Annotated in this window: 19 protein-coding genes; 1 reads left to right on the top strand and 18 read right to left on the bottom strand. The window is 36.7% G+C overall.

What is annotated here, in order from left to right; all coding sequences use genetic code 11:
* Positions 1–114 precede the first annotated feature (114 nt).
* From FS458_RS03670 to FS458_RS03590, 17 genes are all read right to left on the bottom strand, one after another.
* Positions 115–606: a hypothetical protein gene (locus tag FS458_RS03670; RefSeq protein ID WP_144697936.1), complete on the bottom strand. Its 492-nt coding sequence runs from the start codon at positions 604–606 to the stop codon at positions 115–117.
* Positions 607–876: 270 nt separating this feature from the next.
* Positions 877–1,386 carry a GNAT family N-acetyltransferase gene (locus FS458_RS03665; protein ID WP_144697934.1) on the bottom strand — a complete coding sequence of 170 codons (510 nt, stop codon included), beginning with the start codon at positions 1,384–1,386 and terminating at the stop codon, positions 877–879.
* A 1,054-nt stretch (positions 1,387–2,440) separates the two neighbouring features.
* Entirely contained in the window at positions 2,441–3,064 is a 624-nt protein-coding gene (locus FS458_RS03660; RefSeq protein WP_144697926.1) for a hypothetical protein, read from the bottom strand.
* Positions 3,065–3,223: 159 nt separating this feature from the next.
* On the bottom strand, positions 3,224–3,658 hold the full coding sequence (locus FS458_RS03655; RefSeq protein ID WP_144697924.1) for a hypothetical protein: 435 nt from the start codon (positions 3,656–3,658) through the stop codon (positions 3,224–3,226).
* Positions 3,659–3,851: 193 nt separating this feature from the next.
* The gene (locus tag FS458_RS03650; protein WP_144703259.1) at positions 3,852–4,358 is read right to left on the bottom strand and encodes a DUF2716 domain-containing protein; all 507 of its coding nucleotides are present in this window, start codon (positions 4,356–4,358) and stop codon (positions 3,852–3,854) included.
* Between the two features lie 147 nt (positions 4,359–4,505).
* Complete coding sequence (locus FS458_RS03645) at positions 4,506–4,982, bottom strand: hypothetical protein (RefSeq protein WP_144697922.1); 477 nt, start codon at positions 4,980–4,982, stop codon at positions 4,506–4,508.
* 96 nt (positions 4,983–5,078) lie between these two features.
* Positions 5,079–5,393 carry a hypothetical protein gene (locus tag FS458_RS03640; protein ID WP_144697921.1) on the bottom strand — a complete coding sequence of 105 codons (315 nt, stop codon included), beginning with the start codon at positions 5,391–5,393 and terminating at the stop codon, positions 5,079–5,081.
* A 54-nt stretch (positions 5,394–5,447) separates the two neighbouring features.
* Complete coding sequence (locus FS458_RS03635) at positions 5,448–5,969, bottom strand: hypothetical protein (RefSeq protein WP_144697920.1); 522 nt, start codon at positions 5,967–5,969, stop codon at positions 5,448–5,450.
* Between the two features lie 504 nt (positions 5,970–6,473).
* A complete protein-coding gene (locus FS458_RS03630) occupies positions 6,474–7,235 on the bottom strand; it encodes a hypothetical protein (protein ID WP_144697919.1) in 762 nt (253 codons plus the stop codon).
* Positions 7,236–7,248: 13 nt separating this feature from the next.
* A complete protein-coding gene (locus FS458_RS03625) occupies positions 7,249–8,037 on the bottom strand; it encodes an SMODS domain-containing nucleotidyltransferase (protein ID WP_144697917.1) in 789 nt (262 codons plus the stop codon).
* Positions 8,038–8,265: 228 nt separating this feature from the next.
* Entirely contained in the window at positions 8,266–9,465 is a 1,200-nt protein-coding gene (locus FS458_RS03620) for a PDZ domain-containing protein (protein WP_144697915.1), read from the bottom strand.
* Positions 9,462–9,641 (bottom strand): hypothetical protein, encoded by a 180-nt coding sequence (locus FS458_RS03615; protein WP_144697912.1) that lies wholly within the window; start codon positions 9,639–9,641, stop codon positions 9,462–9,464. Before FS458_RS03615 ends, FS458_RS03620 begins: the two co-directional genes overlap by 4 nt.
* 352 nt (positions 9,642–9,993) lie before the next feature.
* Positions 9,994–11,454, bottom strand: a complete 1,461-nt coding sequence (locus FS458_RS03610) for a S41 family peptidase (RefSeq protein ID WP_144697911.1) — start codon at positions 11,452–11,454, stop codon at positions 9,994–9,996.
* Between the two features lie 134 nt (positions 11,455–11,588).
* Complete coding sequence (locus FS458_RS03605; RefSeq protein WP_144697909.1) at positions 11,589–12,806, bottom strand: murein hydrolase activator EnvC family protein; 1,218 nt, start codon at positions 12,804–12,806, stop codon at positions 11,589–11,591.
* 69 nt (positions 12,807–12,875) lie between these two features.
* Positions 12,876–13,769: a permease-like cell division protein FtsX gene (gene ftsX / locus FS458_RS03600; RefSeq protein ID WP_137791962.1), complete on the bottom strand. Its 894-nt coding sequence runs from the start codon at positions 13,767–13,769 to the stop codon at positions 12,876–12,878.
* A complete protein-coding gene (ftsE, locus tag FS458_RS03595; protein ID WP_066397909.1) occupies positions 13,759–14,445 on the bottom strand; it encodes a cell division ATP-binding protein FtsE in 687 nt (228 codons plus the stop codon). The genes ftsX and ftsE overlap by 11 nt, the downstream gene beginning before the upstream one ends.
* Positions 14,446–14,897: 452 nt before the next feature.
* Positions 14,898–15,758, bottom strand: coding sequence for a YitT family protein (locus FS458_RS03590; protein WP_144697907.1), 861 nt, complete (start codon positions 15,756–15,758; stop codon positions 14,898–14,900).
* Positions 15,759–16,131: 373 nt separating this feature from the next.
* Here FS458_RS03590 and FS458_RS03585 point away from each other — a divergent pair, with 373 nt between their 5' ends.
* A complete protein-coding gene (locus FS458_RS03585) occupies positions 16,132–17,133 on the top strand; it encodes a nuclease-related domain-containing protein (protein ID WP_144697905.1) in 1,002 nt (333 codons plus the stop codon).
* Positions 17,134–17,151: 18 nt separating this feature from the next.
* On the opposite strand, the gene FS458_RS03580 is transcribed toward FS458_RS03585, so the two are convergent.
* Positions 17,152–21,219, bottom strand: coding sequence for a S8 family serine peptidase (locus FS458_RS03580; RefSeq protein WP_144697903.1), 4,068 nt, complete (start codon positions 21,217–21,219; stop codon positions 17,152–17,154).
* Between the last annotated feature and the right edge of the window lie 315 nt (positions 21,220–21,534).

Raw genomic sequence — 21,534 nt, 5'->3', positions numbered from 1 at the left:
CTATTCCCTTCTCCTTGATCTTACCTATATTATGCTTACCATTTTATTACCCTATATATTATTGAAGAACATAAAATTTATACTATTTAATAGGTTCATGAATAGGTTTATCAATTAATTAAGAAATGCACCCGTTGAAATATTTCTTTCTAGTTTAATTACATTACAATGCTTTAAGACATGTAAGTTTAAAACTTTTAAAGCTTGAGGTGAAACAACTAATTCTAAATTCTCAGATAAACAGAAGTCTTCTTGTGACCAGTTATTATATGTATCATTATTTATAGAGACTTTACCATTTGGAATAAGACGCTTGAAATTCGGAAGAATCCTGTTAGGGTAAATTTCTTGAAATAAATCTGATTTAGTTATTTCAACTCCCTCAAATACATAACCATTTAACTGACTATATTGAATTGAATTTGCAAGCTCTTGCGTAACTATAAAACTAGGAGTTGATTCGAGTAATTCATCTCCTAACCAACCTTCAAATTCATAATTTAAGAAAGATATTAACTTTAACCCGTTTTTATATGTTTTATTATAATAGGTTGTTTTTTCACCCAGCCCGCCCGCTACTTCTGGTTCTAATAAATATAGATGCATTTTATCTCCTTTATATATCTAAATTATTTAACCTTACTTTCGAATTCTATAAAAATTGCTTTCCTTCTTGAAGAATTGCATCCTTTTGTTGAATACTAAATTACTTTGAATTACCTACTTTTCTCATTTCTTATATGCACAAAACTTTGAACTATAGTTCCTGGTACATATCCGTCCCTTAAGAAATGCAACCGTTAGTGGATTATGCCTATTATTCACAACGACTACATACTCTTTCACCAGTTTGTTCTTAGGAGAACGTAAGAATGCTTATACTATACGAGAATAGTAGGCTACATCGGCAACTCTGCCTTGCAAATGCGATTCAGGCAACACAGCTACTAAAGTAAATCCGAGTTTTTCAATTAATTTTTTTGACGGTAGATTTTTATTATCTATTTTAGCGGATAGGCGTTTAAGGTGTAATGTGCTTTTACTATGCTCAATGACCGCGGAAACTGCTTCATATGCAAAACCGCATCCCCAATGCTCCCTCATGAAGCGATATCCAATTTCACCAAGATAATCTTCTGCTATTTCTGGAATCATTACATCACCGATGAACTCATCCGTATCTTTTAACGTGACAGCCCATTTTGTTTCAGTACGATTCCTAACCATTTCTAACATTGAATATTCATCACGAGGGGGATTAATTCCAAGAAATTCTCTTACCTCATCATCGTTTAACATTTTAATCATATTGGGAATGTCTTTTTCCGCTCTCGGACGTAAAACCAGTCGTTCTGTTTGAATTTTAGGGGCTTCTTTTTTTGCCATGATTTATTCCAGCCTTTCTTACTTAATATAAATAACCTATCAATGTGAACGGTATTAAACTTCATCGTTTGTTATCTGCTTATGAAATTTATACTATAATTCAATGCAGAGTATTTGGATTCCTTCTTCAATTAACCTGCAACGTTTGTTTAAAAAGTTCATTAAAAAATGGATTAATCCTTCTTGGATCAACGCACACGATAGCTGAACAAAAATTATTTGTTTCTATACAGCTTTTTTGCATTGAAAAGTAAACAAGCTGCTCATTAGTCAATTAAGAATGGATAAGCAAAATAAATTAAAGTTACTAAAAATGAAATTGAAAACGAGAGTAAAAAGCTACTTTTAAAACTCACTCTTGTAAAAATGCTTACAAAAAAACCTATAACTAATAAAATTGTAAATAAGAAAAGAAAATAAATAAGTGGTATTCCCCACATTTAAATCTATCCTTTCAGATACCTATTTTAACCATTCCTTTTTCTACTAACCTGATACGTTTTTTAATAATATACCTAAAAAAAGGCGCCAATTCTTTATTGAATCAACCAAAACCACTTCATTCATAAAGTTCCTAGTTAAAAGCTATTAATTCATTGCCCTATTTCATGTAAATATAGCCAAACATATTTAAAATAAAAAAGAACGAAGATAGGCTTAGTAAGCCACCTAATAGAATTGCTACTGATATTCTACTAAAAGGATCTAAATGTAATCCGAAAATAATTGAAACTAAAGCTTCAAATTTTTTAATTAATCCATCTTTGTTATTAACCTTTTTGAAAATAAGGTAGATACCATACCATAATAGGTACATTCCTGTAATAAATATTAGAACTATAATAATCGGAAGTAACATTATAAATACCTCACCTGTTTCCCTCATCTCCGCCTCAAATCCCCTTTCCTGTAAAAATAATTAAAAACACGATCACAAGTAAGGGTTTTTCCGTATCATTTTAATTTATCATTTTTAACATAATAAAAGGCATTTCTTTTTACAGAAATGCACCCGATTTGTGGAATAAGTTTTAATGGTCTTTTAAATAGATTACTAATCATTACCATACTCAGATACTTCATAATTAACCCCTAAAGGCAACTTCTTTGTTATTTCGTTAATTGTAGAGAAATGATTATCATTTGAAATTGCAATTACACTTGAACCATCATAACTAATCCAAAAAATACTATTATTATCATTCATTTTCGCAATCACTGTGTACTTATCTCTATTTAAAAAGGTATTCTTAAATTTTCTTTTACCATAACTAAACACATCGGTCTCTAGAGACCATAAAACCATATTATTCATACTACCATTGCCGTATAGGAAAGGATATATTACCTCAAGTTGTTTGTTATTATCTATTTTAATCTTATAAAAGCAATCATTCTTTTTTTTCGGGTTAATTGTTTCAAATTGTATTTTTAATAAATGACAGTCTTGTTCAAGCTCTTCCCTTTGATCATCATATATCTCTGCCATTACGAAAAGAGGGAATTTGTTTAAAAGGTGCATATATTTAGGAACGAATTGTTCTGTTTCTTTTTCTCTATCTAATGAAAACTCAATAATGTATTCCATTTCACCATCAATAGCGAAAGGAAAATAACCTCCTGAATCCGGCGCATCAGAAATCCATATTCTTGGTAAAAACCCTAACTCAATCTTCATAAGCATTTCTCCTTATTGTGCAGCTGGTTCTTTGAAACGTTCAAAGAAAAGAGTACAATCCTTAATAAAGAAAAGCACCCGATTGTGGAATAAAAACCTAATATTTTTTATATTACCGAGTAAAATGCTCTTAAAAAATCAATTTAAATCTCGAGTCTTTCATTCAATAAAATACTTCTCCCAGGCAGACCAATTGGATTTTATATCCTGAATAATTTTGCATCCTCCTATGGTTAAATAACCATCATGACACGCATAAATTATCCAATCCATTTTGTTATCACACCAATACATATCTTCATTAAATTGGTTTTGTTTTAAGTGGAATTCTGTAAAATTAAATCTATATGGCACAATACCTAAATTAATTTCTCCTAATAGGTAAATATCTGTTTCTGCATGTTTAACAAGAAAAACCTTTAATAAGTTATTAATTAAATGCAGCTCTGAAGTCGAGCAAGGATTAATATTAAATGCTATAACATCGTTTCTGTTACAGTTATCTAATGGATACCATATCGGAAATGTTATTCCCCAGATTTTATGTATCTTTTCATATATTCTTTTGTAATGAAGGTAATCAATTCTTTCCATAACTCTCTCCTGTTAATCTTGGTTATTCTTTTTTTTATTGATTTGCCTTCCTCTACAATCCTGCCCGCTTGGTTTAGTTCAATAAAAAATTGCATTTCTCCTTCTTAGAATTGCACCCGTTTGTGGAATGACTCATTACAGGAATGTGCCCATTATCACATAAAGAAAAGGACTAGCAAATCATGTGTAAAGATTAACCTATCCGTAAAATAGTTTTAAACATTCTAGGATTATGCTTTTTAAATGCTTGGATAAGATCCTTACCAAATATAGTTATGGTCTGTTCCCAGGGATGACCTAACAAGCCCCAGTCAAATTCCTTTTGTATAAAGAAGTAATAATCCCCATCAGGAAAAATAGGTATAGTCCACTCATCAAATTCTTCGTCTTTTGGAAACTCTAAAAAGGGATTTACCCAGTATGAAGGGTGTTGCCAATCTAGAGCAAAAAAATATTCATCATTATTCGTTAATTCTTTAAATGCAAACAATGATTTCTCTTCAAGGTCTTTATAAATCTCATCAAATTCTTTAAAATCACCTGACAAATTTTTATAAACTGATATATCGTATGTAATGAATGGGCTTGGTACTTTAAAAGATGGGAATTTAGTAATACTAGGTTTGAATTTAAAATCTTTATAAACCTTTTTCCACACAGCTTTTTCTTCAGATTCTTTAAGTTCAATCCAATTATTAATGTTTGATCCCCCCAAAACACTGCTTATCAATAAGGTTAACATTACCATTTATGCCCTTAAATTCAATAAAAAGAGCAATTCTCCTTCTTGAAGAAATGCACCCGCTTGTTTAATAAAAATAGTGTTATAAGTGTAATTGTTGTTTATTTATAAAGATGCAGCTTTTAATGTTTTTTGGAATTGCTCTTCTAAATCCTTAAATTCTGAAGAATGTATTACATCTGGTTGACAAGAAACTATTTCTCTTTTGTATTTACCCATAAATGTTTTTAAGGCATTCATAAAATCATGTTTATCCAAATAACTTACACTTTTTGTTTTACGATCGTATTCATCATATTCTTTAATATAAATTTTTTTACCTTCGTTTTTGATTATATAAACTATGGACCAACCAAACGCTTGTAGTTCACAATCATCTTTCTTTTTCTTTTTGCCTTTAAATATGTATTCCAACTCTCTAAAAAATACAATTAAAAAAGACTTATGTAGTTCTGAATTTATAGTTAAATTTTCAGAGATCTTCAAATTAAATTCACATCCAAAAAATGAGGCATAATCTTTGGCTCTTAAATAATCTCTATAATCACATTCACAACTCGTTATTTGATAACTTATTATCATAAACAATCCTCCTTATTTAACAGTTCTAACTTATATTTAGCAAATAAAATAAGCATTCCTTCTCCTTGAAGAAACGCACCCGATTATGGAATAATTTCAATCTCCTGCAACTTCTACTTTCCATACACGAGAATCCGATATTCTTTTTATAATCAATGTAATCTTTTGTTGATGACCTTCTACAAACTTGCAATAATCTTTTAGTTCAACAATAAGGCGATCAATATGACTCGCATAATATTCTACTGAATTACCATTGTAGTGATAGAGTTTAAATAAAAAAGGGTAATTTTCCTTATTGATTCTCCCTGTGTTATTTCTAAAGAAAATGGCACTATGAAAGCCGTAGCTTATTGGTAGATAACAAATTATATTCTTTTTCGTATCATAAGTTATTAATTCAAGTGCCAAAATCAACTTGCTCCTTCTCTTTATGATTTAAGCTCTGATTTACTTTTACTAAAGTTATATGGATGCAATAACTATATGCTTAAAATGTGAATCTTCTTGTCTTGTTCTTAAAATTGCATTCTCATCCATTCCATTACAAATGGCAATATAACCGTCGTTTAAAGTAAAACCTAAGCCATATAAATAAAAATAATCGGAATTAACTGCTTCATATCTATAGATGATTTCGATTTTTGTTATAACTTGTCCAATAACCGATTGTGTAATTTCCAACTTACTTTTTTCCCATTTCAGCAGCAAATCTGATTCATGCCAATCTATATCGCTAGAAACTCTAATTTGATTATAAGAGATTAAGTACTCATCAAATTTGTGTGCACATAGCTCTAAATTACAATGATCAAAACTAAAAATAACCGGATAATCACAGAACCATTCTTTATTTGTTTGATCCCACACAATCAAAATGTCATTAATTGTTTTACCTAGAAGTTCTTCAAATTTCGGCTTTTGTTCTTTTAATAAGTTAATTGGTTTTGTGTATATTTTCGGATAATATCCCTTAATTCCTAGCATTTTAACTACTCCCTATCAATGCTACTTTTCTATATTATATATTAGGAATAAAAATAAGCATTCCTTCTTTCGAAGAATTGCACCCGATTGTTTAACAGTGGTTAAAAATGCTTTTTATTAAGCGGAACATCATTCTTGGAATAAAAGTTAAGATGTTCCATAGCAATTCAAATAATAATTCACTTCTAAATTCCCTTAATATATCTCTAATAGATCTCCTGTATCTGCTTTTGTTAATTTTCATACTTTCTCCTATCCTTTATCCACTCTTGCTTATTCAACAGTCCTACACATTTTGTTAAATAAGTTTTATAAAAAAGGCGTTAATCCTTCTTAGATTAACGCACCCTTTTGTTGAAGAAATAAACACATGATCTGGTGAAGCAGCGACATATTAAAGTCGTAAAAAATCGGGTACCAATTACTGTTTTTCATGAAGGAATGCTCTGTTTTTGTTGAATTTAGGATATCTATTGCTCATATTATTAATATCTGACCTTTCAATTATAAACTAAGGTTTTCTTTCACCTTTTCCCACTCTTCCGTTACACTAGGATTGATTTTTTTAAATTTCTTATCAGATGTATGAACTCCCATGCTTGCAACTGTAGTTTCGTATTTAAAGGCTAATTGTAAAAGTATAGCGGCTAGTTTTTCAGTATAATTTGTACCGTTTGTAAGGAATACTTGCCTAAATTCATAAAACAATTGTTTACAAGATGAGCGTAAAATCTCTAGTTTGATTACATTTACAATAATTCCTGTGGTAAATATCGTTTGTGCAATTATTGATATAAAATTAATGTTAATACCATTAATTAATGTTAAGAGTATAAAGAACAATATATAAAAAACAACCTTTACTCTTTCTGCTTTTGCCATTTCTTCTGTTACTCGCCAAGTAAACAAAGTATTTTCAAAAACATTCATTCCTAATCTAATGAGAGATTCCTTTTGTGTATTGTTATAAAAAAAGTTGGTATGCTCATCGTCTAACTTAACACCAAGAGCGTTTGATAAGAGGTGTACCCTTCTTTTACCTTGTGCCTCCCTTAGTATAAACAGTCCGACCCAATTGCTAACTATAAAATAAGCTACTGTAACCATTATAAAGATAATATTTGCTCCGGTATTATAAAGACGATTTTCATCCGTAAAAAAAACTAAACAAGAGAATACAATAGAGCTCCAGAAAAAAAAGCCACTCCATTTATTAGCAGTTGTGACTGGCTTAAAATAATCGTTAACGGTATCTATACGTTCCATCTGTCTCATCTCCTTAGAAATCAGGAAATAACTTTTTTATCTCAGTTTCTGCTGTATAAGGCATATTTTGTCGCTCATACTCTTTTGTATCGGCAACAATTTTTTTGGCTCTATCTACTTTGTTTTTGTAACCCTGAGTATCAAAATAGCTATATTCCATTTTCTCTATAGCACTAAACACATAATCTTTGATATTCGTACAATCCCAATAGTAGTTTTCGACAATCCAGTTTTCAAGCATATATGATGAACGGTAACTACCATTCAATCTGTTCCAGTATTTTAACAGACGAACTAGCGGCTTAATCTCATAATAGTTTGTCTTATTCTTATCAGTTAATTTTTGATTAAATGCGTTTGGGTCTGTCTTAATCCACTCTTCAAATGGAGATGATTTTGAAGGTATATAAAGTTCTCCAAAGTAATCTTTTTTTGCTGGAACTAACTCAAATTTAATGTGATTTAAATCAAGTACAATGGTAGGATGAGACTGATAAATTTCTGAGCTTTTATAGTAACTGTTTACAAAGTTCTTTAAATGATTCAGAAGAGTTTGTGGTTTGTAATTGTTTGGATTCTCAAATACAACCATATAATCAACATCGGAATATAAATCTGCCTTTCTTGGCAATATAGTACCTCTTGTGTAAGAACCAAATTTGAAATGTTCTTTAAGGTCATTATAAAAATATAGATCTAGTCTAGTTGCTAGAGTGGAAATTGATTTTATTACTTTGTCCTTTTCCTCTTCCTTCAAATTAAGTTTTGAAGCCAAATTTCCTAAATAAGTTTGTACACTCATGTCTCTCACTCTTTCCATTCCTTATTTATCCAATAATTATAACAAATAACAAGGAAAATAAATGTAAAAAACAACTTGTTTTACTCCACAATCTGGCCCGTTTGTTGAATAAAAAAAAAGACTCGTATTGAATGAGCCTTTTTAATAAAATTTATGCGATTCCGATAAATTGTGAATAATCATTCCGGAGAATTTTGAACAGATTCCGGTTAATTATGAAAAATTACATTAATCCCCTACAGCTGCATTCCGATCCACTACATCATGTACTAGCAGTACACCAAGTTGATGATGCTCATTTTGATAGAGTGATCCTTGAACGAATCGAATCTCACCATTTAAATTAAGAACTTCAAGTTTACAGTAAGCTGCGTTAATTTGAAGTGCTCGGTACAAACTTGATTCGTGTGAAAGTGTTACTCCATTTACCTTCACAATGACTTCGCCAATCTTTAATCCCATCTTTGCAGCAGGTGTCCCTGGCACGACTGAAAGAATCATAACTCCCTGATCTCTTGGTACAAAATGAGATGGCCTCGTATCATCACGTTGGCTCGTAACGAGTGTGATGAGCTCGCGCCCAGCAAGACCAGCCGCTATAGCTATTGCTATCAAAAGCGGTAAATTATAAAAATGACCTACTGCTGCAATACCAGTTACGATAAATCCTAAAATCAGAACTTGTCTTCCTAGATGTTTAATCGCTTCTTCTGGCAGTGTATGTGTAACCAGCTGGCGATATCCAATGGCAAATGGTACGAGGAAGAATGAGAATCCTACTGCGCCCATCGGAAACAGCGGCCACCAATCTAATACAGGAATGGAGCCTACAGGAAGAACTAAAAACTGTGGAACAATCCAAAATCTCGTAGCTTCATGTGCCCCGATATAATGTCCTCGTTTTCCTTTGAACAATCGAGGAGACGTGCGATCTGCACCTTTCCAGATGACCAGTATTCCTTCTTGTATCAAAAGAACACCAATAATGACCGCTAATGAATCAAGCGGCGTTTTTTGAACATCCACAATCCATTGATCTACAAAAGAAATGCCAAGCTGAAATTTCGGAAGCAAAAGCCCAACGACTGCCGATAAACTTACCGCGTATGCAGGATTCATAAACCTTGTTTTAAACGTTAACCCTAAAGCAAGATAGACGACTCCGATCAAAGCAATCATACCAAGCGGCAATGTAATACCAGCTGCCACAAAGATTACAGAACCGATGAGTCCAATCAGAATGCCTGGCAGCAATGAAAATATTAAATTATCAATAACAGGGTGCACGCGAACTTTAAATTCTTTTCTCTCTCGTTTCACACGTTTTAATCCTATTAAAAAAGCAACTAGAATAAAACCATAAAAAAGCGGGTGTAAAAAAAGCAGCAGCATGCCCTGAAGTAATTCTTTCACAAAGGTGTCTGTCATGTGCGGTCTCTTCCTTTCTCATCTTTCAATTCATCCACTTTTTCTTCAATACGTTTCAATCTTCTATCCGTACTCACAGCCCGCTTCACTAATAACCCCACTCCAACGATGATGGCGAATAGCACAAGTAACGAAAAGAGCTGAAACAATACATCTCCAACATTCAATGACTGCATTTTGACTACCCCTTTAAACCTGACAAAGGATTTTATCTTTTAAATTATTTCCCCATTTGAAAAACCCTAAAATTATTATGAATTTTTTAGTTTGTTAGCTTCTCTGAATAGTTGATTGGAGCGCAAGGTGCGAGACTCCTGCGGGACAAGCGGTCAGGTGAGACACTTAATGGCGCGAAGCGGCAAGTGGCTCACCGCCTGCCCCGCGGAAAGCGAGCAACCTGGAGCGCAAATCAACCTCTCACAAGAGGCTTTTAATACATCAAAGCTTCACCAAAAAAAATACCCGTAGAGAATAATTTCCTCTACGGATAGTATTCGTGTTTCAGTTGTTTTTTCCTGCCATAATCCCTTATTTTGCAAGCAATTCAATTGCCGTTTTACGCTGAACATCGTTCTTGTCATCACGGATTGAATCGATCACTTTTGACTCCATCTTACCAGCTGTCTTCGTATCTACTTTCCCTGTTGCTGGCAAGTCGTTCGCACGCTGGAATGCGGTTACCGCAGCTTGCGTTTTTTCATCAAAATAGCCATCTTCTCTTCCCGTTTGGAACCCTAACCCGTTCAACATTACTTGAGCGTTCTTCACTTGCTCGTTGTTCATATCAAACTCTAACGCTTTTTTCTCTACCGTAATCGGGTTTGTGTAGAAGTAGTCTGGCTGCTTCACTTCAAAAGTAGGCTTTACCCCTTTTTTGTGAATCCAGTTTCCATCCGGTGTTAGCCACTTAAACAGCGTTAGCTTGATGTTCGATCCATCACCAAGATCGATTGATTGCTGAACGGTACCTTTACCGAACGACTTCTCACCAACAAGATCATAGTTTCCAGCTTCTTTTAAGGCAGCAGCTAAAATTTCAGACGCTGATGCACTGCCTTTGTCGATCAAACCGATAATCGGATAATCTTTCTTTTCTTTTAACGTAGAAACATAACGTTCTTTGTTTCCTTTGCGGTCTTCGATCTGAACGAATGGCTTTTTCTCAGGAATAATCTGACGTAGGATGCTGTCAACTGCTTCTAGATAGCCTCCAGGATTACCACGAACGTCAATAACTAGACCATCAATCTTTTCTTTTTCTAGCTCTGTTAGCTGTTTCTTGAAATCAGCTCCGGTTTTTTCTGAGAAAGATGTGATTTCAAGTACACCGATTTTCTTACCTTTTACTTCTTCAATATCAGAGTAAACGGTCTCGATCGGAATCTCATCACGTGTTACTTTAACCGGCATTACATCGTTTACACCTGTTCGTTTTACACCAAGTGTTACGATAGATCCTTTTTCACCGCGGATTTTTAATACCGCTTTATACAGATCTAGCCCTTCAACGCTTTTACCATCGATCGTGATGATTTGATCGTTTGGTTTTAGTCCTGCTTTTTCCGCAGGTGAATCTTTGAACGGTGCGACGATCGTTACTTTACCGTCTACCATACTTACTTCTGCCCCAATTCCTTCAAAAGAAGAATCGAGTGACTGTGTAAACTGACTTGCTGTCTCTTCATCCATATAAACGGAATATGGATCTTTTAACGTTTTGACCATTCCTTGAATGGCACCTTCAAGGAGTTTGTCACGATCAACATCTTCTACATAACGAGAAGAGATGATCTCATACGTCTTCTGAAGCTTCGCAAACTCTTCGTCGTTGTCGACTTTCGTTGCGGTCTTCGGCAGATCGTTTACTTCACCGTTCTGAACATACTTCGAATCGTTTCCAAACAGTGCCATCGAACCATACATGCCACCGGCACCAACAAGCAAGGAAAGAACAATCAGCAGGGCCAACATTTTTTTATTTACGTTCATTCTGCTCACCTCGTTTTTGCAGGAAAAGGCATCACACCCTGCAAAGTGCGATGCCTTCCATTGTAAGAGTCTTTAGGCAACAGCCTGTCTCCTACTTCACTATATGAATAGCTTGTTTACTTTATGTGTTTATTTTACCAGTAAGCCGCAGGATTTACAGCATTTGTTTTTCCTGCATTCCAAGGTCCTTTGTGAAGTTCAAAGTGTAAATGCTGACCAAATGAATGTCCAGTGTCCCCCATGTTGCCTAGGAACTGTCCTTTTGATACAGAACCGCCTGATACAGCGCGGCTGCTCATGTGAGCGTAAACCGTTGTCCATTGCTGCCCACCGATCGAGTGAGAGATGTATACAACGTTTCCATATGAAGATGAGTACTCAGAACGGATAACTGTTCCATCTGCAGCTGCATAGATCGGAACCGTTCCACCTTGAGCGATGTCGATTCCTTCATGCATACCGCTGCTTCTGTTACCAAATCCAGAAGAAATTCTTCCAGCAGCAGGTTTGATGATCATACCGTTACCTGAAACAGGTCCCATGGAAGGAGCTGATCCACCTGAAGACGATGATTCACGAGCTGCTTTTTCACGTGCAGCTGCACGTGCTTGTTCAGCACGGAACGCATCTTCTTGAGATTTTAGAAGTGCACCTTCGTTTTCAATCTTGTGTGCTTCAGCATGCAACGAGTCTTCTTCTTTTTTAAGAGAAGCCATCAGACGAGTTTTCTCATCCATTTGCGCTTTTAATTGCTTTTGCAGTACTTGTAATTCTTTCATTGCGTTTTGTAGGTTAACTAGTTTTTTCTCAACGTCTGCCATCTTTTTCTCTAGAAGCTCTTTATCTTTCTTTTGTTCTTCTAGGAGCTGACGATCTTGTTCTGCAATCATGTTCAATGCTAGAACGCGGTCAAGAAAATCACCAAAATCTTTTGAACCAAGAACTACTTCTAAGTAAGAAACAGCTCCGCCAGATTCATACATAGAGTTAACTCGTTCTTTTAATAAAGCATCGCGCTTATCGATTCGTTTTTGAACAACGGCGATCTCGCCTTTTAACACGTCGATCTCTTCTTTTGTTTCTTTAATATCTGTTTGTTTGGCTTGTACTTTCAGGTCTGTTTCAGAAGAAAGCTTATCGATTCTTGCTACTTCCGCTTCAATCGCTGCTTGGCTGCTTTTATTCTTGTCCAGCTTTGATTTTGCAGCCTCCGCTTTCTTTGCATTTTCTTGTTGTTTTTTCTTGATGCTTGATAAAGATTCCGCGTGAACGACGGATTCAGAGTGATACATAGTAAAGGCGCCCAGTGCTAAACTTAGTGAAAGCACTGTACCAACCACTTTCCTTTTCATTCGTTTTCCTCCCTAACCCCTATTAATTGTTTCGTTTTTCTTGGATCTCTTTATTTCTGCTATCTTTACTTAAATCTTCAAGAACTTACGAACAGACGTTAAGCTTCCCCAAACGCCGATCACTCCACCGATTAGAATCATCAACAGCGCTAGCTGCGGAATAAGTGGTGTTACTGGCAATAGCTCAATAAATACTGTTCCTAATTTTTGATTAACGATATCGAAAATAGCTTGATAGCCAACTGTGATGACAACGATTGGTAGTATAGCACCCGCAACACCTAATGCAAAACCTTCAATGAAGAACGGCCAGCGGATAAATCCATTCGTCGCACCAACGAGTTTCATAATTTCAATCTCGCGTCGTCGTGTTACAATTGTTAATTTTATAGTATTTGAGATGAGGAACATCGCTGTGAAAACAAGTCCTAATACGAGGACAATTCCAACGTTGCGGGCAACATCAGTCACTTTAAAGAGTTTCTCGACAGTCCCTTGTCCGTACTCAACTTTGTTTACAAATTTAAATTTCTCAACTTCTTTTGCTACAGCAGCCGTATCTTGCGGCTTTTCTGTATAGATGATGAACGCATCTCGCAATGGATTTTCATTCTTAAGAGATGAGAAGGCTTCTCCTTCATCTCCTAGACTTTCAATCAGTTCATCAAGACCTTCTTCTTTAGATTGATACTCTACCGTTTTTACCTTACCAAGCTTTTCAAGCTCTTGTTTATAAGCATCGTATCTTTCAGGCTTTTCCGTTCGTTCGATATAAGCTCTGATCTGTACATCGTCTTCAATCTGACTTGCAATATAGTTAATGTTCAAGAGGATTGCCAAGAACACACTTACTAATAGCAATGTTACCGTTACGGCAGAGATGGAAGCAAAGGACATCCAGCCGTTTCTTCCCATGCTCTTGAATGCTTCTACAAAATGACGTTTTAATGTTCTAATCTTCATAGCCGTAATCCCCCTTCGCCTCATCACGTACAATTCGGCCGCCTTCGATGGCAATTACGCGCTTTGTGATTGTATTTACGATTTCCTTATTATGAGTTGCCATAACAACTGTCGTTCCACGAGCGTTGATCTCTTTAAAGATGTCCATGATCTCCCACGCTGTTTCTGGATCAAGGTTACCTGTCGGCTCATCCGCGATAACAACTGGAGGATGGTTCACGATCGAACGTGCGATGGATACACGCTGTTGCTCTCCACCTGATAACTCGTCTGGGAACATGCGCGCTTTGTTTTTTAGTTTTACAAGATCAAGAACTTCCATAACACGTTCTCTTATCACTTTTGGAGATTCTTCAATAACTTCAAGTGCAAAAGCTACGTTTTCGTATACCGTTAAACGCGGCAACAGTTTAAAGTCTTGGAAGATAACTCCAATCTTTCTTCGTACTTTAGGAATCTGTCTTTCTTTTACTTTTGCAAGGTTTGTTCCATTAATGATAATTGAACCTTGTGTAGGTTTCTCTTCACGATACATACATTTTATAAACGTGGATTTACCTGCTCCACTTGGTCCGACTACATAAACAAATTCACCTTTTTCTATGTAGACGTCAATCCCGTTAAGTGCCATAACACCGTTCGGGTATGTTTTCCATACATCAACCATTTCTATCAAACAAAATCACTTCCTTACTACCCCAAAAAATATTTCCCTGATCAATCAACAAGTTCTATATAAAGGTCTTTCGACAAATACGCGATATATGTCAGTTTTTTTCCGCAATAACTATTATAACATCTTGCACTGACAATTTTATTACAGTTGTGTTTCATCTTCCCTCAAACAAGGGACCATGGTCATGTTTTCAAGATTCCATAGTACTTAAAATACGACATGATTCGCTGAAATCCTTCATATATCATAAAAACCTGCAGGGAGACTTTTCGACACGAAGGCGATAAAACCGACCATCGCCGTGGGATTTCGGGTCTTTTGGCCTGGTATTAGTGGAGTTTTTCATTTGGTTATTCGTTAATTCTAGTAAAAAGGGCACCTTTGTGCGAAAAGTACTAGTGAATAAAAGAAACCAGTTGAGATAAGTCCCAACTGGTTGCGATTTTAAAAGATTATCCGCGTTTAAAGCCTTCTCCCAATACTTCGTTCGCATTTACAACGATTACGAAAGCATCTGGATCCACACCTTTTACGTATTGTTTCAATTTTGTTACTTCATATTGAGCAACTACGACCATCAACATCGGTCGTTCATCTTGCGTGTAACCACCGAACGCATTGATCTTCGTAACACCTCGATAAATGTGAGTCAGTATGCCTTGGCGGAGCTCATCTTCTTTATCTGAAATAATCAAAGCCATCTTTGTCGTCCCTAGCCCGATCTGTACGACATCAATCGTTTTTGCCGTAATGAACATCGCGATAAGTGCATACAGAGCCTGTTCAATCCCGAAAAATAGAGCAGACGACGTAACAATCGTGCCGTCTATGAGAAGGATAATCGATCCGAGTGAAGCACCCGTATATTTATGGACGATCTGCGCGAGGAGATCAACGCCCCCTGTAGAAGCTTTTCCGCGAAACACGATCCCAAGACCAGCTCCGATTCCAAGTCCACCAAAAATCGCGCCAAGCAATGGATCTTCTGTCGCCGCTCCCCAGCTTTCAAAAATAAAGACAAAGAACGGAAGCACGACGGTTCCAACAAGCGTTTTTGCACCGAATCGGCGTCCGAGGAAAAATAATCCCGCAAAGAAGAGCGGAATGTTTAAACTCCACTGTACAATAGAAGGTTTCCATTGAAAGAGTCCGTATAAAATCGTCGATATCCCACTCACACCACCAGAGGCGATCTGATTCGGCAGAAGGAATACCGAGAATGCGAGTGCCACAAGTCCTGATCCAATCACAACATATACATATTCTAAAATGAGTTCAACGGTCGGGTGAAGTATCCCTCGTCGTTTTCGCATAGCCATCATCATTGCTGTCTTTAACCCTCAAACTTTCATAAGGAATTTCTTTAAACCGAGAAAAAGTATACCAATCACAGTATACCCTTGTAAATGAGACCTTAGTGCCGCGGTGACGGGGTGAAGTGCGGTTGATTGCTTGTAAGAGATGATTAATGTGCTGTAGGTGCACACTTACTTGTTAGAGTAATACTTTGTCAAAAAGTGTCGAAAATCGGATAAAATATTTTATGTACGGAATTATGGCTTTTAACTACGGATATATTTCCATTTACCTCGTAATTAATAGTGATTACCTCGTAATTATTTTTCGGTATTTGCAAGACTTCTCTAACATCTTCAATAATGGAAAAAACAGTTGGGGTGCTTGCATTTGATTAAAAAAAATCGTTCTAAGCCTATTATCATTTATAAATTGAAATCACTTTTGAAGAGAATGCCACTCTCAGAGTCAAAAAAAGAAGAAATTCAAGATGCTCTCAGAAGATATGAATCTGGTTATCGGGGAGAGCAATCCATGGACTATTTTTATCGATACTTGCCACAAAACAACCTTAATTTCGTTCACGGAATTAGGATTTCACACCAAGATTTCTTTTTTCAAATGGACACACTTATTATTACACCAAACTTCCTTCTTATTATTGAGAGTAAGAATATTGCTGGACACTTGTATTTTGAAAGTTCATACGATCCGATGATTCGAACACTAAACAATCAGCGAGAAGCCTTTGATAATCCGGTGGAACAAGTAAAAAGGCAGTCTTTTCACTTAATGTCACTTTTACAAAAGCTAAAAATTACAAGCTTACCAATTGAATCACTCGTAGTTATGACTAACCCGAAAGCAATAACAGAATTTTCGCCTACTTATAAGGAAGCTCGCTCAAAAGTAATCAGAAGCTCAGGTCTCATGTCTAAATTTGAAGAGTTAAACAATAAGAATTCAAAGGCAATACTGCAACCAAACGAAATGAAGAGACTAATTAAGTATCTAATCAAACAACACACACCTGAAGAACCCGACGTATGTAGCAAATTTCAAATCGATAAAAGTGACTTACTACGAGGAGTATTTTGCCCTAGTTGCGAGACTGAAATTTTACAACGAGTAAAAAGATCTTGGTATTGTTTCACTTGTAAAAGTTACTACAATAAAGCTCAAATGGCAGCATTAATAGATTATGCTCTCCTTATTTCTAATACAATCTCTAACAAGTCATGCAAACAATTTTTGAATCTTTCAACTAATGACCAAGCCTACTACCTGCTCCAGTCGCTGAACCTCCCCTTCACAGGCAATCGAAAATCCCGCATCTATCATCTTGATGATCTCATTAAAAAAACAACCTCTAAGGAAGTTGCTTCTCCTTAAAGGTTGTTCCACTATCAGTTATTGCTGGATGCCTAATTCTACTAAAATCGTTTCTAACGTTTTTCCTTTGTATTTCTTTCTAGGTGATGGTGTATCGTCAACATGTTGATTTTGCAGGAGATAATTGGTTTGTACATGTTTCATATCTTTTGCATCCACCTTTCCGTCGAAATTAATATCAGCATCTCGTTTCGCTGTTCCCCACGCGTTTTGAATCTCAATTGCATCATAAATGTCGATCACGTTATCTTGGTTCACATCTCCCGCTTTCACATCGAGCGCGGTGATAAAGCGGCTTTGACCATATAACTCTCCTTTGTGTTCAAATCCAATAAAGACTTTACCTTTGGTCAAAAAGTGTCCTGGTACTTTCATCTCGACCGTGAATGCTTCTTTTTGTAAAGGTAGCTTATCGTATTTATACTGCCCATTGTCCGCTATGCGTGTAGATGGATTATGTGCGTTCCCGTCTGCATCAATAATTTGAACAGAACCACCTACTTTTGTCCAATCACGTTTTTCTGTTACGGTTCCTTCATCGTTCTTGAATCCTTGTGGTGTGATGTAACCATTGGCTGTAGAGAATTGCGGCTTCACTAACCAAGCGAAAGGAGCTTGAAGGACTGTAGTTGTCGTTGCATTGTTATTCGTTACTTTTACAACCGGTAGCACGCCTGCTCGAGTCGCGTAATACGCATCACTTACTTTTAGCGTTACTTCAACAAGATCAGCATGATCTAAAACACCGCTTCCTTCATTGAATTGAACCGTGATAATGCCATCTTTTACATCAATAGAGCCTTTATCTTTAAAGGAATCACTTAGTTTAGCATCGACTAATGAAACTGCTCCATAACTGTTATTGTTTAAGTTCCATTCTGCTTTCGTAAGATTCGTTAAGTTGTCTAACGAAAGGGTTGCTTTTACCGTATCTCCCGTTTTCAAAACAGCTTCCGTACTCTTCGTGTAGGAAACGGCTGTACCTTCTTTAACAAAATAGTAATTTTTCTGCATCGCTTGATTTCCAGCCATATCGAACCCATCCATGCGGAAATTGAGTGCCTCAACTTTTTCATTCATCGCAATCTCTTCAACGAACTGTCCTTCTTTGTCCATTGATATTGCAGTTGACGGAAAAGCGGAGTTCCAATAGTAGACCATCTTGTTTGAAGATTGATCTACGTTTAGGCCAACTTCTTTCATCTTGTCTACAAGTGGATCGTTAATTTTAATATTGAATGGATAGGTTGCTTGACCTGGTTTGTATTCTAAAAACGGTGATTCTCCGTCAAGCGAGCTTTCAAATGTTGGTGCTTCAATATCAATGAAAACGTGGCGATTTTCAATAATTTGTTTCCCAGTAGCTGTGGTAGAAATGAATTTAAGTTTATAGTGACCTGCTGGTGCGTAAGAGATCTCAGAATCGATCGGCTCTGTTTCATCACCAGTAAATTTGTAGTACATGCCGTTAAATGCGTTTAACACGTAATACGATTGGTTCTCGTTACGTCCACTTAAATTCAGGGTTCCGATATATCCTAGATCTTTGCCTGTCTCTCCGTCTTGGAGAACCACTTCCATCTTTTCCATCGGCGCTTTAAAGTTAAATTCCATTCCTGTGTAGATAGCGCGATACCCAAAGAATCCTCCTTGGTTCAAATAGTTTGGAGCAATAGCAGGAGATGCAAGCTCTAACTTGTTATAGCCTTCTTCCGTAATACGAACACTGAATGGAATTCGGTAGTGTTCAGCTGCTTTCGATTGATTCGTCAGCGTGATGTACCCTTCGTAAATGCCCTCTTTTGCTTTTTTCGGAACTTCAATCCCCGCTGATACCTTTTTAAAATCGTCTCCTGCAATCTTGATTTCGTCTGGAATAGAGATCTCGATTCCGTTCTTCTTCAAGCTTGGCGATCCTTTTGTTTCTTCTACTTCCACTTTGAACGTCTTTTTCACTTTTTCATTGTTCTCAACTGTAATGGACTTCTTTAATGACAGCTTTTTGCCGGCATAATGACTTCCGTACGCGATTCCACCTGTACGTTCTTTAATTTTTACAAGATTTGTGGAACTAGGAATTAACGTTTCATCGTTTACTTGAAAACTCGTACCACTGTACACCGCTTGATAAGGATCAACACGTCCTGCGCCTACTTCAAATACTGAATAATCTCCATTGAGCGGATCAGCTGTGTTCATTAAGATGGTTTTAACATCTTCAGGTTCTAAGTCAGGATTAGCATCGAGCATCAGAGCTGCGATACCTGCAGTATGAGGAGCGGCCATCGATGTACCTGAATATCGAGAATAAGCGTAATCATAGTTTGCTTGGTTCGCTGGGTTCACCATATAGGACGGAACCGTAGAAAGAACGGCAACTCCAGGTGCTGTAACCTCTGGCTTCATATCGTACGTCTGTCTTGCAGGACCTCTCGAACTGAAAGCGGCTAAGCGATCGCCTTCTGTTTGAATCTCAGCATACTTTCCGAACGTAAAACTGGATTTACCTGCAGAGATCTGAGTCTTAATCTTTTCACCTGCTGCTTTTGTTAAGGAGAACGATGGAATAAATGTTGTAGACTCCCCTAGGTTCGCTTCGATAACTCCATCTACGTTGTTATATAGAAGTACTGCAACCGCACCGTTTTGTTTAGCGAGTGTCACTTTTTCGTTCAAAGTCGTTTCACCGCGAGCGATGAGAGCAATCTTTCCTTTTACATCTTTACTTGTGTAATCAGTATTCTTACCTAGACCCACGTCAACAAGATCGTATGACTTACCTGACAGTTCGTTCAATCGATCAGCATAATGACGAGCGAGTCCAGTGAGTTGAAGTCCACTCTCACTGCCCACTGATCCTGTAAAAGAAGCGACTGTCATCGGTACGTCACTCGCTCCAATCGTAAGTGCTAATGCAGAAGCACCAGGAGAACCAAGTGTGTATGCGTTTGGACCTGAATTTCCAGCTGAGACAACTGCTGTCACGTCATTAAGAACCGCATAGTTGATCGCTGTACTCGTCGGATAATACGGATCGTTGATACCCGCCCCTAACGAAAGGTTGATCACGTCCATTCCGTCATTAACAGCTTTCTCGATGCCTGCGATAATGCCTTCAGAAGAGCCTGTCCCGTAAGGTCCTAACACACGATACGCATAGATATCAGCATCTGGCGCTACACCTTGAACGGATACATTCGGGTTCTTTCCTTGACCAGCGATCGTACCAGCAACATGTGTCCCATGCGACGTGTAATACGCGTTGCCGTTAAACTCTGGTTTTTTAGAGTCTTGCCAGTTTTTATACGTCGTTTCCATCGGATCGCTGTCATTATCAACAAAATCATATCCGCCTTTATACACTTCCTTTAAGTCTGGATGATTGTAGTCGATACCTGTGTCTAAGATTCCTACCTTAACACCCTCACCTGTGATGCCCTCGTTATGTAGCTGATCAATTTTCAAGTAAGGAATGCTCTCAACTGATGTTCCCGCACTGTTGCTATTCAGAGCTTTTTCTTCGCCCATCGCGATCGGATCCACTTTAAACGTTACATCTTTATAAATCGCCTTAACAGCTTCTGATTGTAGGAGTGCTTCTACCTGATTGGCAGGCAGTTTCATCGCTACACCGTTATATACGGTTTTGTATGTGGACGTAATTCTGTGCGTTGATTTTTTTGTCATTGGTGCGACAGATGGAATGAGTTTCTCAACATCCTTCTTAAATTGAGTATGCTCTTGATCTACTTTGCTGTCAGCTTGTTGGCGTGAGATCTTTTTACCTTTTAACTGAGCGTCTATCACTGCAGCTTGTCCAGGTTTTGATTGGAATTGAACGATTACAGAGATTTCTCTTTCGTTCTGCAGTTCTTCTTTCTTAAAGCCTTGCAGACCTTCGACATCTGTCAGTTCTAGCTGTTTTAAAGCTTCTCTTTGTTTAGCGGTAAGAGAGGCTAGAATATCCTCGGCTTTAAAAGGAGCCGCACTTGTTTGCTGTGTGAACATCGTTGTGTTTGGCGATAACAGCAATCCTGCAGCTAATGTAAGAGCAGTAGATTTTTTAATAAAAGATATCTTTTTCATTGTTTCCCTGCTTTCTTTGTGATTAATGTTTTTCAAGCCATTATTTATATATGAATCTCTTAGATGTGAAGTTTTCCTAGCAAAACAATAAGAGTTGTATCCTCCTTTCTATTTTTTGAATTTTTTGTAGATTCAAATGTAATTGTAAGTGCAAGAACGCCTTGCCGCTATCGGGGTTTTCCATATGACTCGTTACCTATATCAACACAGTACTTAATGAATTTTCACTCTGAAATGAAGTGAGAAATAGGGAAATAGACTTAAAAAACGTCTAACTGATTTGGGGTTTTCTTTAGTAGAATAGAAAAAGTAGAG

It is taken from the genome of Fictibacillus phosphorivorans (assembly GCF_007673525.1).
GTDB classification, from domain to species: domain Bacteria; phylum Bacillota; class Bacilli; order Bacillales; family Fictibacillaceae; genus Fictibacillus; species Fictibacillus phosphorivorans_C.
Note: the sequence above shows the minus strand (reverse complement) of the source record. Positions and strands in the feature narration are given on the sequence as shown.